Genomic DNA, 15652 nt, shown 5'->3' with positions numbered 1-15652 from the left:
GGCGGCGTGAACTTGAGTTCCCCATGAGCGGCAAGCGCAAGTAGCAGCAAATATAACCGGTCGTCGCAGAGCGCCTAATGCGAGTCCGCATCCCACACCCAGTTCCACACCCCCGGCAGATGCACTACTTCATTCATATCCTTGACTGTGCGTGCCAACGCTGCGCGTTCCAGCGTGGCGTGGTCGGTGTAGAACGGCTCGGCTGCGACCTTCATGCCATTGATCCGAGCGCTGTCCATCAGGATTTGCAAGTACTCCTGCATGTGTCGCGCGGTGTAACGGTTGATATCGTGGAAGGTCACCACCACGGGTATCACGCCGTCCACCGTTGGCAGTTCGCCCAGAGCAATGCGTTCGCGCACCACAGACAGTTGCCGATACAAGTTCGCTCGCCGGCGTGGGCTGCCATTGAAACCCCAGATTTTTCCGTCATTGGCACTCAGGTCAGTCAGCAGCACATGCATGCCGTGGCGCTGGTAGGCGGCGAAGGTGCGCCGGTCGTAGTTCCAGAAGGGTGGGCGTACCAGCGTGGGCGCAGTGCCAGTGATTGACGCAATGTCGGCTGCGCCCTCGGTGAGGGTGCTTTCCAGCTCGGCGTCATTGAGCCAACGGTGGTTGGTGTGAAACGCCGTGGCTGTGTGAAAGGCCAACACATGCCCGGCGGCGTATTCGCGCTCCATGGTCTTGCGACCCCGCAGGCTGCCACCGGAGCGGGACGCTTCGGTCTGCAGGAAAAATACCGCCTTGATGCCCGTCAGAATCGGGTTGTGCAGCAAATCGGCCATCACCGACCGGCTGGGGTTGTTATAACCCGAGGCGCTGGGGCCGTCATCGAAGGTCAACAAAAAGCGGATGGGCGCCTGAGCCTGCAAGCGTTGCGCCGTCTGCGGCGTCAGGACGACAGGTGCGCCGATGCAGCCGCAAAGGCTCAGAGCCAGGACCAGCATGGCGAAGAATTTCATGGTGTGCATGCGCTCGAATAGAGGCCGCTGCTGGGCGGATCAGCAGCGGCAGGCGCGCACCATACAGTAAGTCCGACGCTGGTTTACAGCAGACTTATCGGGTAGCTGACGATCAACCGGTTCTCATCAAATTCGTTGTTGCTGTAATCACGACGCATCGTGGAATTGCGCCAGCGCACATTGAGGTTCCTGAAGGTGCCGCTTTGCACCGTATAGCCCACTTCACTCTCACGGCCCCACTCCTTACCATCAGTAATGGTGCCCGTATGCACGTTGCTACCGCTGATATAACGGTTCATCAAGGTCAGGCCAGGTATGCCCAGCGCGGCGAAGTTGTAGTCGTGGCGCACTTGCCAGGACTTTTCCTGGGCGTTGTCGTAGCTGGAGTTATAGCTGTCGTTGGCCAGGGTGCCGCCGCTGGTGCCGTTGACGCGCATCCAGGCACTGTTGCCGGTGAGTTTTTGCAGGCCGACATAGAAGGTGTTGCCGCCGTAACGGGCGGAGAACAGGCCGGACCAGGTCTTGTTGTCCAGCTCGCCTGCGCGGGCGCTGCCGTCGTCCTTGCCGTAGAAGAACCCGAGGTTGGCGCCCAGGGTCCAGCTGCCCACAGCTTGGCTGTGGGTCAGGTTGATGTATTGCTGGCTGTAAATGTCCTTGAGTTGGGCGTTCCACACACCGATCTGAGTGTGTTTGTCGTTGAAGGCGTATTCACCGCCCTGGAAGTTGAAGCGGTCGGAGGTGAAGGCGGTTTTACCGACCATCGACATGTCGGTCATGCTGCTGTCGTCGCGCGGGCTGTTGGCGCGGAACTGGCCGCCGTAGAGGGTCAGGCCGTCGATTTCCCTGGAAGTGATCTGCCCGCCACGCAGGGTTTGCGGCAGGGAGCGGCCGTCGTCCGAGCGCAAAATCGGCAGCACCGGCATCCATTCGCCGACCTTGACTTCGGTCTTGGAGATTCGCGCCTTGAACGCGACCCCAAGACGCCCGAAGTTATCCGCCGGGCGGCCGTCGCGGTCCAGCGGCAACAGCTGGGTGCCGCCGGTGCCGCGCCCGCCATCGAGCTTTTGCGAGTACATGCCCAATACATCCACACCGAAACCCACCGTGCCCTGGGTGAAGCCGGAGCGGGCATCGAGGATAAAACTCTGCGTCCACTCCTGCGCGCCACCCTGGGTTTTGGTCGGGTTGGTGTAATTGCGGTTGAAGAAGAAGTTGCGCAGGTTGAGGTTGGCGCTGGCGTCTTCGAGAAAGCCGTGTTCTTCGGCGGCGACGGGCAGGGCAAGGCTGGCGACAGCAGTTGCCAGCAATAGCTGGCGCGGGCGGAACGTGCTCATGGTGTTGGACCTGTTGTTATTGGGTTTATGCAGGTGCCGGCCATGGTGCGGGGCGGTGCGGGGGCGATGAAAGTGGGGGAAGGCGGGTTGTGGGCGATGATCGAACGCAAGTTGCGGGCCACCCTGACGGCAGGGCGGCCAGGCTTCAAGGGTTTATAGAAAGTGGATCAGGCTGGTCCATGGAATTTCGGGCAGGTAGCGCTGGCTAAGCAGGGTAGCCAGCAGCATCACCGTTAAAAATACGGGCTGCAGCGGGCTCCAGTGCGCCCAATGCAGGCCGCTGATCCAAGGGTAAAGGTGCTCGATATTTTCGCTGACTTTACCGATCCGCTTGCGGTGAAACAGGTGGATCAGAATCATCCCGAGGTACGTCGCCATGCCCATCACTCCCAGCAGCAAGCCGAATGTCAGTAACAGGCATAACTGCGGGATACTGTGGCGCAACACCAGCCAATGTTGATGCGGGTTGAAGCGTTCCGGCAGCATACGCTTGCTTAGCCACAGGTCTGGGACGATCAGCCATGCGGTCAAGGCTGCCCATAATTGGGCGCCGCGAATCGCGATGAAGGCTGGGATAAAGGTCAGCGCTACCAGCATGATCGCTTCGGTGGTCCAGTTCGATGTGGTATGTGGAGTAACGGCCACGGCGGTAGCCAGTGCCAGGCCGCCCCATACCTGTACCCAGCAGTGATGGGACACCGGACGGGGCAGAAACTTGCGCCAGAAAAACACATCAGTCTGTGGCAGGCGTTCCAGCAACTGCGGGTAGCGCCAATTCAATGTTTCGGCCAACTGCTGGCAAGCGTTCCAATCGTTGTGGCTGAAACTTGCCGTCATCCTGTATTGATGCGTCTCTGACAGGGGCGTCAGCAGCAGACGTGCGGCCATGGCATCGGCGGACTTCCAAGTGGTGTCCTGCGCCTTGGTTTGCAGGTGCTGATAAAAGCTTTCCTGCTCGCAACGCGACACCAAGCCACGCCACATCCACTCAGGTTCCGGGTACACGCCTTTCTGGTCGTCCCAGCCAAAGGCCTGGCACACGCGTTCAAACAGCGGCACGCTCCATTGGGTGTCGTGCAGCAGTTGCAGAATAATGCGCTGCCACTGTTGCTGCTGATCGAACACCCGCAGCCAGGCTTGCTCGTTGTAGTGCGTCAGTTGGGTGATGAACTCGCGCTCGGCCTTTTGCTCCAGCAGTTCCTGCAAGGTGCGGCGGTAGTCCTGCAGCAGCTCGCTGGTGAGGGCTTCGTGCTGCCACGGGGTCATCACCACCTGTTGCCAGGGCGTCAGCCATTCCAGGTGTTGCATCGCCCAACCGGCAATTGCACTGCGCTCGCCGGGGGCTTCAAAGCAGTGGCGCAGCAGGCCGGCCTGGAATGTTTCTTCGCAGCTCTGCTGTTGGGCCTGGGCCCAGCGTTCATCGAGGTTGTGCACGTTCACGCCGGCGAGCAGCGCGTGGGCCGGGTCGGGCTTTGGCGCTTCAAACGCGGCGGGGCTGAGTGGGCTGATGTTCATCAGCTCGGCGAGGTCATACGCGTTTTTCGCCATGGGCGGTTCGAACGACGCAGGACTCAAGGGGCGAACGTCCATCAGTTCAGCCAGATCGTTGAGATTGCCGTGTGCCTGTTCGGCCATCGGCGCCTCGACGGTTTCCACTTCCTCGTTGTCGGCCCGCCAGCGCGCGATGTTCAGCGCCTGTTCATAGGCCTCGCGCAGGCGCTGGAAACCCTCGGCGTCATCGTCCGGGCGGCAGCTTTTCAGCAGTCGCGCGTAGGTGCGCTTGATGGTCCGTTCGTCGGCATCGTCTGCCAGTTGCAACACTGTCCAACAGTCCATGTGGATTTCCTTCAGCGCCAGAACCCGTTATCGAGTTGCTCAAGTTGTCGGGTCAGCTCGCTGCGGGCCTCACGGATGCGGCGTTCGTCCTGGGTGTCGAGCACTTGCTGGAACTGCGCGGCCCAGTGTCCGAGTTGCTCACGCAATTCGCCGAGGTTTTCCTGGTAGAGCCGCTCGAGGCGGGCGGTCAGCACGGTGTTGACCTGCTGGTCGCGCGGGTGAATTTTCAACAATGCCAACGCTTGCAGGCGTTGCTGGATCTCTTGCGGGCTGAGCACGCCGGGGTTGTTCTCGATCACCAGCGAGTGCTGCTCGCCGGTCAGCGGAATGTTCACCTGGGCTTCGAGCAAACCGTTGTTGTCGTAGGTGAAGCGCACGTCCAGCGAGACTTCGCCAGCCTTGCGCTTGGGCACGGGGATTTCCAACTGGCCCAGTTCGATATTGTCTTTCACCAGGCGACTTTCGCCTTGGTAAATTTTCAGCAGCACGCGGGGCTGGTCGTCGTAGAGCGTGACCACGCTTTTGACCCGGCTCACCGGCACGCTGCTGTTGCGTTCGATCAACGGCAGGTAATGCCCGCTCTCGATATGGCCGCCGTACTGGTTCGAGGTTTCGATACCCAGGGTGTAGGGGCAGACGTCGGTCAGCACGATTTCTTCCAGCGCCGCCGAGCGGGCCTTGAGCGCGGCCTGGATCGCCGCGCCGTGGGCGACCACCTGGTCCGGGTCGAGGCTGATGGACGGGAAACGCCCGAACAAACCTGCGGCCAGTTTGCGCACCAGCGGCATGCGCGTGGTGCCGCCGACCAGCAGGATTTCATCGAGGTCGCCGACCCGAATCCGTGCGTCGCGCAGGGCGCGTTCAATCGGTGCGCGCAGGCGTTCCAACAACGGCGTGTAGAGCTTTGCGAGTTCGGCCTGGGTGATGGTTGTGACCCACTGTTGGCCATCTATACGCAGGGCGAACTCGGCGCTGTCGTCCTGACCCAAGGCTTTGCGCACGCGCTCGGCTTCGCGGCGCAGGGCTTGCAATACACTGCTGGTGGGCGGGAAACCCTGGGCATTGCGCTGGCTGTCGACGAAGTGTTCCAGCAACAACGTGTCGAAGTCTTCGCCGCCCAGGAAGTTGTCGCCGGCGCTGGCGCGTACTTCCATCACACCGTCGAACAGCTCGATGATCGACACGTCAAAGGTGCCGCCGCCGAGGTCGAACACCAGGAACGAGGTTTCCTTGTCACGCTGGTGCAAGCCATAAGCCAAGGCGGCGGCGGTGGGTTCGTTGATCAGTTTTTCAACATTGAGCCCCGCCAGTTCACCGGCAATGCGCGTGGCTTTGCGCTGGCCGTCGCTGAAGTAGGCGGGCACGCTGATCACTGCTTCGGTGACGGTTTGGCCGTAGGTGCGCTCGATGTCTTCTTTGAGGCTTTTGAGGACCAGCGCCGACAGCTCTTCGGGGCGGAACGAGCGGTCGCCCAGGCGCACTTCGGTGGCACTGCCCATGTAGCGCTTGAACAGCGACGTGGTCAGGAGTGGGTGAGTATGCAGGCGTTCCTTGGCGGCTTGGCCCACCAGGATACGGCCTTGATCATCCAGGCCGACCACGCTGGGGGTCAGCAACTGGCCAAGCGCATTGGGCACCATTTCGGCCGCATCGCCGCGCCACACGGCGGCCAGGCTATTGGTCGTCCCCAGGTCGATTCCTACGATCATTACGACAAGCTCCCTCTGTGGTCTGTAAGAATCTGTTACTAATTTTACCCTGAAAGGTTGAAGGGAAGGCAAGCCAGCGCCCACCTTTGATTCGCGCTGATTAACGACATGGCAAAAAAAAACCGCTTCCGGTAAGGGAAGCGGTTTTATCTACATCAGCACGATCAGAACAACTTCAGCGCCGGTGCTTCTTCTTTCAACGGCTCGTTCTTCGCGGTCTGCTCGTTCCAGCCGCCGCCGAGGGCCTTGTACAAGTTGACCTCGCTGTTGAGCTGCGCCAGGCGGTCGGTGATCAGCGATTGCTGGGCACTGAACAGTTGGCGCTGGGCGTCGAGGAAGGTCAGGTTGCTGTCGACACCAATGCGGTAGCGACGCTCGGCCAGGCGGTAGTAATCCTGGTTGGCCGCAACGAAGCCGCGCTGAGCATCCAGCTGCTGCTTGTAGGTCTCGCGGGCGGCGAGGCCGTCGGAGACTTCCTGGAAGCCGGTCTGGATCGCCTTCTCGTAGTTGGCCACGTTGATCTCTTTCTGGATCTTCGAGTAGTCCAGGCTTGCGCGCAGGCTACCGGCGTTGAAGATCGGGATGTTGATCTGCGGGGCAAACGACCAGGTGCCCGAACCGCCTTTGAACAGGCCACCCAGGGTAGGGCTGGCGGTACCGGCGCTGGCAGTCAGGCTGATGCTCGGGAAGAACGCAGCACGGGCCGCGCCGATATTGGCGTTGGCGGCCTTGAGGTTGTACTCGGCCTGCACAATGTCGGGACGACGTTGCAGCAGGTCCGAGGGCAACCCGGCAGGCACTTCGCTGAGCAGGTCATCCGACAGCGGCTTGCTGGTGATATTGGCTGGCAGGCCAGTGCCCAGCAACAGGGTCAGGCTGTTTTCGTCCTGTGCCACCTGACGCGTATAGCGCGCCAATTGAACACGGGCGTTTTCCACCGAGGTGCGTGCCTGGCTGAGGTCGAGCGCCGAGGCCACGCCGACTTCGTTGCTGCGCGAGGTCAGCTTGAAGCTCTGCTCAAACGCGCCGAGGGTGTCCTGGGTCAGTTTGAGCAGTTCCTTGTCGGCCTGCCAGGTCAGGTAGGCATTCGCCACACTGGCCACCAGGCTGATCTGGGTGCTGCGCCGCGCTTCTTCAGTGGCGAAGTACTTTTGCAGCGCTTCTTCACTCAGGCTGCGCACGCGGCCGAACAGGTCCAGCTCATACGAACTGATACCCAGGCCGGCCGAGTACTGGCTGGAGATGCTCGATTCGCCGGTCTGTGACAACTTGGCCGGGGTGCGCGAGCGGCTGCCGCTGCCGGTGGCCGAAACCGCCGGGAACAGGTCGGCACGCTGGATCTGATACTGCGCCGCATAAGCGTCGATGTTCAGGGCAGCGACACGCAGGTCACGGTTGTTGACCAACGCGGTCTGGATCAGCTGTTGCAGGGCAGGGTCATGGAAAAACTGCTTCCAGCCTTGCTCGGCAGCGGCCTGGCTCGGCGCCTGGGCCGACGAGTACGCCGGCCCCTGCGGGAACTGGGCTGCTACCGGCGCTTCAGGGCGCTGGTAGTCAGGGATCAGCGAGCAGCCACTGAGCACGAATGCGGTGACGGCTAAGGAAAGTAGCGACTTGCTCATTGGCCAGCCTCTTTAGGAGTTTCAGTAGTGTCTTTCTTTTTGCGTTCGCCAGCGGCGGATACGGTTGCGTAGAACAGCGGCACCCAGAAGATCGCCAGCACAGTGGCCGTGATCATACCGCCGATCACGCCGGTACCGATCGCATGCTGGCTGCCTGAGCCGGCGCCCGTGGAGATCGCCAGCGGCAATACGCCGAGCATGAACGCCAACGAGGTCATGATGATCGGGCGCAGACGCATGCGGGACGCTTCAATAGCCGCCTCGACGATGCCTTTGCCTTGCTCATGCAGCTCTTTGGCGAACTCCACGATGAGGATGGCGTTTTTCGCCGCCAGGCCCACCGTCACCAACAGGCCCACCTGGAAGAACACGTCGTTGGACAAGCCGCGCAGGCTGGTGGCGATCAACGCACCGATCACCCCTAAAGGTACCACCAGAATCACCGCGATCGGGATCGACCAGCTTTCGTACAGTGCCGCCAGGCACAGGAACACTACCAGCAGCGACAGTGCGTACAGCGCTGGCGCCTGGGAGCCGGAAAGGCGCTCTTCGTACGACAGGCCTGTCCAGGCATAACCAACACCGGCCGGCAGTTCTTTGGCAATGCGTTCGACTTCGGCCATTGCATCACCGGTACTGTAGCCAGGTGCCGGGGTACCGAGGATTTCCATCGCCGCTACACCGTTGTAGCGCGAAAGCTTGGGCGAACCGTAGATCCACTTGCCCGACGAGATGGCCGACAGCGGCACCATTTTCCCGTCGTTGCTGCGCACGTACCATTTGTCCAGGTCTTCCGGCGACATGCGGCTGGCGGCGTCACCTTGTACATACACCTTTTTCACGCGACCACGGTCGATGAAGTCGTTGATGTAGCTGCCACCCAAGGCAATGGCCAGTGTCTGCTGGATATCCGCTAGGCTGATGCCCTGGGCACTGGCCTTCTCGTCGTCAACGGTCAGCTCGTACTGCGGCTCGTCGTTCACGCCGTTAGGACGTACGCCGGCCAGCACCTTGCTTTGTGCCGCCGCACCCAGGAACTGGTTACGTGCAGCCATCAGCTTGTCGTGGCCGACGCCACCCTGGTCTTGCAGGAACACGTCGAAACCAGTGGCGTTACCTAGCTCCAGTACCGAAGGCGGCACGATGGCGAAGACCATGGCGTCCTTGAAGGCCCCGAAGAAGTAACCCTGGGCACGCTTGGCCACTTCGAACACCGATTGGGTAGAGTCACGCTCATCCCACGGCTTGAGCATCACGAATGCAAGCCCCGAGCTCTGGCCACGACCGGCGAAGTTAAAGCCGTTCACGGTAAACACCGACTTCACCGCCTTGCCTTCGCCTGGCTCGCCTTCCTTGTCGTTCAGCAGGAAGGCGCGCATGTCGTCGACGACTTTTTGTGTGCGCTCAGCCGAAGCACCGACCGGAGTCTGCACCTGGGCGAAGATCACACCCTGGTCTTCCTCAGGCAGGAACGCGCTTGGAATACGGGTGAACATCCAGATCATGCCGGCCAGGATCAGCGCATACACCAGGAATGCCGGAATCTTGTGCTTGATCATGCCGCCCACGCCGCGCTCGTACTTGAGTACGCCACGGTCGAAGGTGCGGTTGAACCAGCCGAAGAAGCCGCGCTTGGGCTGGCCGTGTTTTTCCGGATCAATCGGCTTGAGCATGGTGGCGCACAAAGCCGGGGTGAAGATCAGGGCAACCATTACCGACAAGGCCATCGCCGAAACGATGGTGATGGAGAACTGCCGGTAGATCACACCAGTGGAACCACCGAAAAACGCCATCGGCAGCAGTACCGCCGACAGTACCAGGGCAATACCCACCAGGGCGCCCTGGATCTGGCCCATGGACTTGATCGTCGCTTCCTTGGGCGACAGGTGCTCCTCGGCCATCACCCGTTCGACGTTTTCCACCACGACGATGGCATCGTCCACCAGCAAGCCGATGGCCAGGATCATGCCGAACATGGTCAGGGTGTTGATGGTGAAACCGCACGCCGCCAGGATCCCGAAGGTACCCAGCAATACCACCGGTACGGTCATGGTGGTGATGATGGTGGCACGGAAGTTCTGCAGGAACAGGAACATCACCAGGAACACCAGCACGATCGCTTCGACCAGGGTGTGAACCACACCGGAGATCGATTCGGTCACTACCGGGGTGGTGTCATATGGCACCACCGCCTTCATGCCAGGCGGGAAGAACGGCTCCAGGGACTTCACTGTTTCGCGGATGGCCTTGCCGGTGTCCAGTGCGTTGGCACCGGCCGCCAGCTTGATCGCCATACCCGAAGCCGGCTTGCCGTTGAACTGCGCACTGATGCTGTAGTTCTGGCCGCCCAGTTCGATGCGTGCGAGGTCACCCAGGCGAACCTGCGAGCCGTCGGTGTTCACCTTCATCAGGATCTTGGCGAATTCCTCGGTGCTTTGCAGGCGCGTCTTGCCGATGATCGTGGCGTTCAGCTGGGTGCCGGGCAGGGCAGGCAGGCCGCCCAATTGGCCGGTGGCCACCTGCACGTTCTGGGCCTTGATGGCATTGCTGACGTCCACTGGCGTGAGCTGGTAGTTGTTCAGCTTGGCCGGGTCGAGCCAGATACGCATGGCGTACTGCGAACCGAACACCTGGAAGTCACCCACCCCCGCGGTACGGGAGATCGGGTCCTGGATGTTGGACACGATGTAGTTGGAGAGGTCGTCCTTGGTCATGCTGCCGTCTTCCGACACCAGACCGATCACCATCAGGAAGTTCTTCACCGACTTGGTCACGCGGATACCCTGTTGCTGCACTTCTTGCGGCAGCAGTGGGGTCGCCAGGTTCAGCTTGTTCTGTACCTGGACCTGGGCGATATCCGGGTTGGTACCCTGGTTGAACGTCACGGTGATGGTCATGCTGCCGTCGGAGTTACTGTCCGAGGAGACATAACGCAGGTTGTCGATACCGTTGAGCTGTTGTTCGATCACCTGCACCACGGTGTCCTGCACGGTTTGTGCGGACGCGCCTGGGTAGGTCACCTGGATGTCGATGGCGGTCGGCGCAATGGCCGGGTATTGGTTGATGGGCAACTTCAGGATCGAGAGTGCCCCGACCAGCATGATCACCAGGGCAATTACCCAGGCGAAAATGGGACGGTCGATAAAAAATTTCGACATGGATTACTCCCCTTTACCAGCATCGGCAGCAGGCGCTGCGGCAGTGCCGGCGGGTTTGGCGTTGTCAGCGTCTTTAACCTTGACTTCGATGCCCGGCTTGATGAACTGCAGGCCTTCGGTGATCACGCGGTCACCGGCATCCAGGCCCTTTTCCACCAGCCAGTAGGCGCCGGCAGTGCGGTTGGCAACCAGTTGACGCTGCTCGACCTTGTTGTCCTTGTTCACGATCAGCGCAGTCGGGATGCCCTTGAGGTCACGGGTCACGCCTTGCTGAGGTGCCAGGATGGCCTTGCTGTTTACACCGGCTTGCAGCTGGGCGTGGACGAACATGCCCGGCAACAGGGTGTGCTCAGGGTTGGGGAACACCGCGCGCAGGGTCACGGAGCCAGTAGTCTGGTCCACCGACACTTCGGAGAACTCCAGCTTGCCGTCCTGGGCGTAGGCGGTGCCGTCTTCCAGGGTCAGCTTGACCTTGGCAGCGTTGTCGCCGGCTTTTTCCAGCTGGCCGCTTTCGAGGTCGCGGCGCAGTTTCAGCATTTCTGCCGAAGACTGGGTGACGTCGACGTAGATCGGGTCCAGTTGCTGGATCACGGCCATGGCATCGGCCTGGCCATTGCTGACCAGCGCGCCTTCGGTGACCGAAGAACGACCGATACGCCCGGAGATCGGCGCGAACACTTTGGTGTAGCGCACGTTGATCTGGGCGGTTTGCACGTCGGCTTCAGCCGTCATGCGGTTGGCCACGGCGGTGTCGTATTCCTGACGGCTGACGGCTTGCTCATCGACAAGTTGCTTGTAGCGGTCGGTGATGGACTTGGTCTGGGTCAGTTTCGCTTGAGCGCTTTTGAGGGTGGCGTCATACACCGACGGGTCGATCTGGTAGAGCTGTTGCCCTTCCTTCACGTCGCCGCCTTCCTTGAACAGGCGCTTGAGAATGATGCCGTTCACCTGGGGACGAACTTCCGCGATGCGGTAGGCAGTGGTGCGGCCTGGCAGCTCGGATGTCAGGGTAAAGGCTTGCGGTTGAATAGTGACCACGCCGACCTGAGGGGTTTGAGCGGGCGGAGCCGCTTCTTCCTTTTTACATCCGCTGAGCAGCGATGCCAGGGCGACGGCAGTGACCAGAGCGGTAACAGCTGGCTTAAGTTGCATGAAGATCCTCGGGTCAGGCGCGCAAAATGCGCACAAGAAGTGTGGAAGGGTAAAAAACAAGCCGTGAGTGGATAAGTAGCTTGCTACGCAATATACTTACGTTCACGGTTGTTTGTAAACTCTTGACAGGCTTCGCGGATTGTTGACAAAGCAAGCGCCAAAGCCTCGATTTTAGTACGTTCGGCGTCCAAGACGACGTCGTCCCACAATTATTCAGATGTTGCTCAAGCACCATCCAAAGTGTCCTGATTGAGGTTTTACTGCCATGGTTCGTCGCACCAAAGAGGAAGCTCAGGAAACGCGCAGCCAGATTCTCGACGCCGCCGAGCAAGCCTTTTATCAACGCGGTGTGGCGCGCACCACGCTGGCGGACATCGCCGCGTTGGCCGGGGTGACGCGCGGGGCTATCTATTGGCATTTCAGTAACAAGTCCGATTTGCTCCAGGCACTGCTCGACACGCTGCACGAACCCCTGGACGAATTGGCCCGGGCCAGTGAAAGCGAGGATGAAGTCGACCCGCTGGGCTGTATGCGCAAGCTGTTGATCCATCTTTATCATCAAGTGGCCCTGGACCCGAAAACCCGGCGCATCAACGAAATCCTGTTTCATAAGTGCGAGTTCACCGATGAAATGTGCGACATGCGGCGCCAACGCCAGACCCATAGCCTGGAGTGCAACCTGCGTATCAGCCTGACACTGCGCAACGCGGTCCATCGCGGGCAACTTCCGGAAAACCTCGACACCACGCGTGGCGCGGTGTGCATTCATGCCTATATTCACGGCCTGATTGGCCAATGGCTACTAGTCCCCGACAGCTTCCAGTTGCATCAGGACGCCGAACGCTGGGTTGACGCAGGGCTGGACATGCTGCGCTTGAGCCCTAGCCTACGCAATTAAGACAAAATGCGTAATTGCATCCAGTTGTGTCAACAGTAAAGTCCAGAGACAGTCAATCGTCCCTTCGCAGGATTTGCGGGGTGACTTTATATACGGGCTGGCGGGCGGTTGATAGGTAGCCGCCTAAGTATTTTGTAGCGATATTGTTGCAAGGCTGTGAAGGAGTGTTTCCCAGCTACTGTGCGATCGTTCCCACGCTCCGCGTGGGAATGCATCCTGTGACGCTCCGCGTCACGCTTTAGGGGCAGACGCAGAGCGTCCAGGGCGGCATTCCCACGCAGAGCGTGGGAACGATCAATCAGCCGAAAAAAAGCCCCGGTTCCTGCGAACCGGGGCTTTTTCGTTTCAGCGAATTACATCACAGCGCCAGCGTGGGGTAGTCGATGTAACCCACTGGGCCTTTGCCGTAGAAGGTTTCCGGGTGCGGTTCGTTCAACGGCGCATCGGCCTTCAGGCGCGCCGGCAGGTCCGGGTTGGCAATGAATGGCACGCCGAAGGCTACTGCATCGGCCTTGCCGGCCGCCAGCCAGGCGTTGGCGCTGTCTTTGGTGAAGCGTTCGTTGGCGATGTACGGGCCACCGAAGGCTTTTTTCAGTTGTGGACCGAGGCTGTCGCCGGCTTCTTTTTCACGGGAGCAGATGAAGGCGATGCCACGCTTGCCCAGCTCGCTGGCGACGTAGGTGAAGGTTTCCGCCAAATTGTCGTCGCCCATGTCGTGGGAGTCGGCGCGTGGTGCCAAATGCACACCCACACGGCCGGCGCCCCAGACTTCAATGGCGGCGTCGGTCACTTCCAGCAGCAGGCGAGCACGGTTTTCCAGGGACCCACCGTAGTTGTCGGTGCGCTGGTTGGTGCTGCTTTGCAGGAACTGGTCGAGCAGGTAGCCGTTGGCGCCATGGATTTCCACGCCGTCAAAGCCTGCGGCCTTGGCGTTTTCAGCGCCGACGCGGTAAGCGTCAACGATGTCGGCGATTTCAGCGGTTTCCAGGGCGCGTGGCGTCGGGTAGTCGGCCAGCGGGCGAACCAGGCTGACGTGGCCTTTAGGCTGGATGGCGCTTGGTGCCACCGGGGTTTCGCCGTTGAGGTACGACTCATGGGAGATACGGCCCACGTGCCACAATTGCAGGAAAATCTTGCCGCCCGCGCCGTGTATAGCCTTGGTTACATTGGCCCAGCCGCGAACCTGGTCGTTGGACCAGATACCCGGTGTGTCCGGGTAGCCAACGCCCAGCGGCGTCACGGAGGTGGCTTCGCTGAGGATCAGCCCGGCGGAAGCGCGTTGCACGTAGTACTCGGCCATCAGCGCGTTGGGTACGCGGCCTTCATCGGCGCGGCAGCGGGTCAGCGGCGCCATGATGATGCGGTTGGACAATTGCAGGTCGCCCAGTTTGATCGGATCGAAAATAGTCGTCATGGGAAAACACCCTTCTCTTTAAGTGGATTGATCAGTTGGTCGCAGGGGCCAGGTCGGCATCGCCGCTCTGACGGAAAGTAATCAGGGTCACCAGCAGGGCCAGAATCGCCAGGGCCGCCGCGGCCAAAGGCACGCTGGTCAGGCCGAAACCGTGGGCAATCACGCTGCCGCCGACCCAGGCGCCGAGCGCGTTGCCGATGTTGAAGGCGCCGATATTCAAGGTGGACACCAGGTTTGGAGCGGCCTTGCCGAAGGTCACCACGTTGATTTGCAGCGCCGGTACGGCGGCGAACGAAGCGGTGGCCCACAGGAACAGGGTGATTTCCGTCGGGATCACCGCGACGCTGGTCCAGGTCAACACCGTGGAGACCACTGCCATGCTGATGAACACGCCGATCAGGGTGGCGGCCAGGCGTTTGTCCGCCAGCTTGCCGCCGATGATGTTGCCGACGGTAAGCCCCAGGCCGATCAGCAGCAGGGTCCAGGTCACGCCTTTGGGCGACACGCCGGTGACATCGCCGAGCAGCGGTGCGACGTAAGTAAAGAGGGTGAACATGGACGCGGCGAACAACGCAGTCATGGTCAGCGACAGCCAGATGCCGGCGCCCTTGAGCGCGGCCAGTTCGGCGCGCATGTCGAGTTTTTCTTCGTCACGCTTGGCCGGCAGGAAGCGGATCAGACCGATCAAGGCGACTACGCCAATCACCGTCACCGCCCAAAAGGTCGAGCGCCAGCCGGCTTCCTGTCCCAGTGCGGTACCCAGCGGCACGCCGAGCACGTTGGCCAGGGTCAAACCGGTGAACATCAAGGCCACGGCCGAAGCCCGTTTGTTGGCCGGCACCAGGTTGGCCGCTACCACCGAACCGATCCCGAAGAACGCACCGTGGCACAGCGCGGTGACCACACGGGCAAACATCAGCACGTTGTAGTCACTGGCCAGGGCGCAGAGCAGGTTGCCGACAATAAAGATGCCCATCAACGCTACCAGGGCGGCCTTGCGTGGCAGCTTGGCGGTGGCCAGTGCCATGAACGGCGCGCCGATGGCCACGCCCAGGGCGTAGCCGGTGACCAGCCAGCCGGCGCCGGGGATCGACACGCCCAGGTCCGCCGCCACATCGGGCAGCAAGCCCATGATGACGAACTCGGTGGTGCCGATGGCGAAGGCGCTGAGGGCCAGTATGAGTAGCGAGAGGGGCATTGGTGTTTCCTTGTTACAGCGCTGCGTTTTCGTCAGCACTGAGTTCGGTGATGAGCGCCGCGAGGAAGGCCTGGATGGTTGCCTCGTTGCGTTTGAAAAAATGCCACTGCCCGGCCTTCTGGCTGCTGATCAACCCGGCGCGTTGCAAGGTGGCCAAATGGGCCGACACGGTCGACTGCGACAAGCCGCAGCGCTGGTCGATCTGCCCGGCACAGATCCCGTATTCGTGGTTGTGCACTTGCTCGGGAAACTGCACCTTCGGGTCTTTCAGCCAGGTGAGGATGTCTCGTCGTACTGGGTGTGCCAGGGCTTTTATTATTTCGTCGAGGTCAATGGACATGGCGGTTGCTCGGTTTCGTACAGCGTTAT

General features: G+C 60.9%; 11 protein-coding genes. 1 reads left to right on the top strand and 10 read right to left on the bottom strand.

From position 1 onward, the window contains the following. Positions 1–74 precede the first annotated feature (74 nt). The 7 genes from HX790_RS03945 to HX790_RS03915 form a co-directional block, all read right to left on the bottom strand. Complete coding sequence (locus tag HX790_RS03945) at positions 75–962, bottom strand: polysaccharide deacetylase family protein (RefSeq protein ID WP_176991259.1); 888 nt, start codon at positions 960–962, stop codon at positions 75–77. An 83-nt stretch (positions 963–1045) separates the two neighbouring features. Continuing rightward, positions 1046–2296: an OprD family porin gene (locus HX790_RS03940; RefSeq protein ID WP_169985446.1), complete on the bottom strand. Its 1251-nt coding sequence runs from the start codon at positions 2294–2296 to the stop codon at positions 1046–1048. A gap of 153 nt (positions 2297–2449) precedes the next feature. Then, positions 2450–4132 (bottom strand): J domain-containing protein, encoded by a 1683-nt coding sequence (locus HX790_RS03935; protein ID WP_176991258.1) that lies wholly within the window; start codon positions 4130–4132, stop codon positions 2450–2452. Positions 4133–4143: 11 nt separating this feature from the next. Continuing rightward, a complete protein-coding gene (locus tag HX790_RS03930) occupies positions 4144–5841 on the bottom strand; it encodes a molecular chaperone HscC (RefSeq protein ID WP_017137245.1) in 1698 nt (565 codons plus the stop codon). Positions 5842–6005: 164 nt separating this feature from the next. Then, positions 6006–7463: an AdeC/AdeK/OprM family multidrug efflux complex outer membrane factor gene (gene adeC / locus HX790_RS03925; RefSeq protein WP_017137246.1), complete on the bottom strand. Its 1458-nt coding sequence runs from the start codon at positions 7461–7463 to the stop codon at positions 6006–6008. Beyond that, positions 7460–10621, bottom strand: a complete 3162-nt coding sequence (locus HX790_RS03920; RefSeq protein ID WP_017137247.1) for an efflux RND transporter permease subunit — start codon at positions 10619–10621, stop codon at positions 7460–7462. Before HX790_RS03920 ends, adeC begins: the two co-directional genes overlap by 4 nt. Positions 10622–10624: 3 nt before the next feature. Next, positions 10625–11773, bottom strand: coding sequence for an efflux RND transporter periplasmic adaptor subunit (locus HX790_RS03915; RefSeq protein ID WP_138452460.1), 1149 nt, complete (start codon positions 11771–11773; stop codon positions 10625–10627). Between the two features lie 265 nt (positions 11774–12038). Between HX790_RS03915 and HX790_RS03910 the strand changes: the two genes are divergently transcribed. Further along, positions 12039–12671 carry a TetR family transcriptional regulator gene (locus tag HX790_RS03910; RefSeq protein WP_017137249.1) on the top strand — a complete coding sequence of 211 codons (633 nt, stop codon included), beginning with the start codon at positions 12039–12041 and terminating at the stop codon, positions 12669–12671. Between the two features lie 358 nt (positions 12672–13029). Here HX790_RS03910 and HX790_RS03905 read toward each other — a convergent pair whose 3' ends face one another. Genes HX790_RS03905 through HX790_RS03895 form a run of 3 tightly spaced genes read right to left on the bottom strand, consistent with a single transcriptional unit; the run spans position 13030 to position 15623 of the window. Continuing rightward, complete coding sequence (locus tag HX790_RS03905; protein WP_170040890.1) at positions 13030–14085, bottom strand: alkene reductase; 1056 nt, start codon at positions 14083–14085, stop codon at positions 13030–13032. Positions 14086–14116: 31 nt separating this feature from the next. Beyond that, complete coding sequence (locus tag HX790_RS03900) at positions 14117–15283, bottom strand: MFS transporter (RefSeq protein ID WP_017137251.1); 1167 nt, start codon at positions 15281–15283, stop codon at positions 14117–14119. A gap of 13 nt (positions 15284–15296) precedes the next feature. After that, positions 15297–15623, bottom strand: a complete 327-nt coding sequence (locus tag HX790_RS03895) for a helix-turn-helix transcriptional regulator (RefSeq protein ID WP_017137252.1) — start codon at positions 15621–15623, stop codon at positions 15297–15299. Positions 15624–15652: the final 29 nt, after the last annotated feature.

It is taken from the genome of Pseudomonas sp. IPO3747 (assembly GCF_013385245.1).
Lineage (GTDB): Bacteria > Pseudomonadota > Gammaproteobacteria > Pseudomonadales > Pseudomonadaceae > Aquipseudomonas > Aquipseudomonas edaphica.
This window is presented reverse-complemented; position numbering and strand designations above follow the sequence as displayed.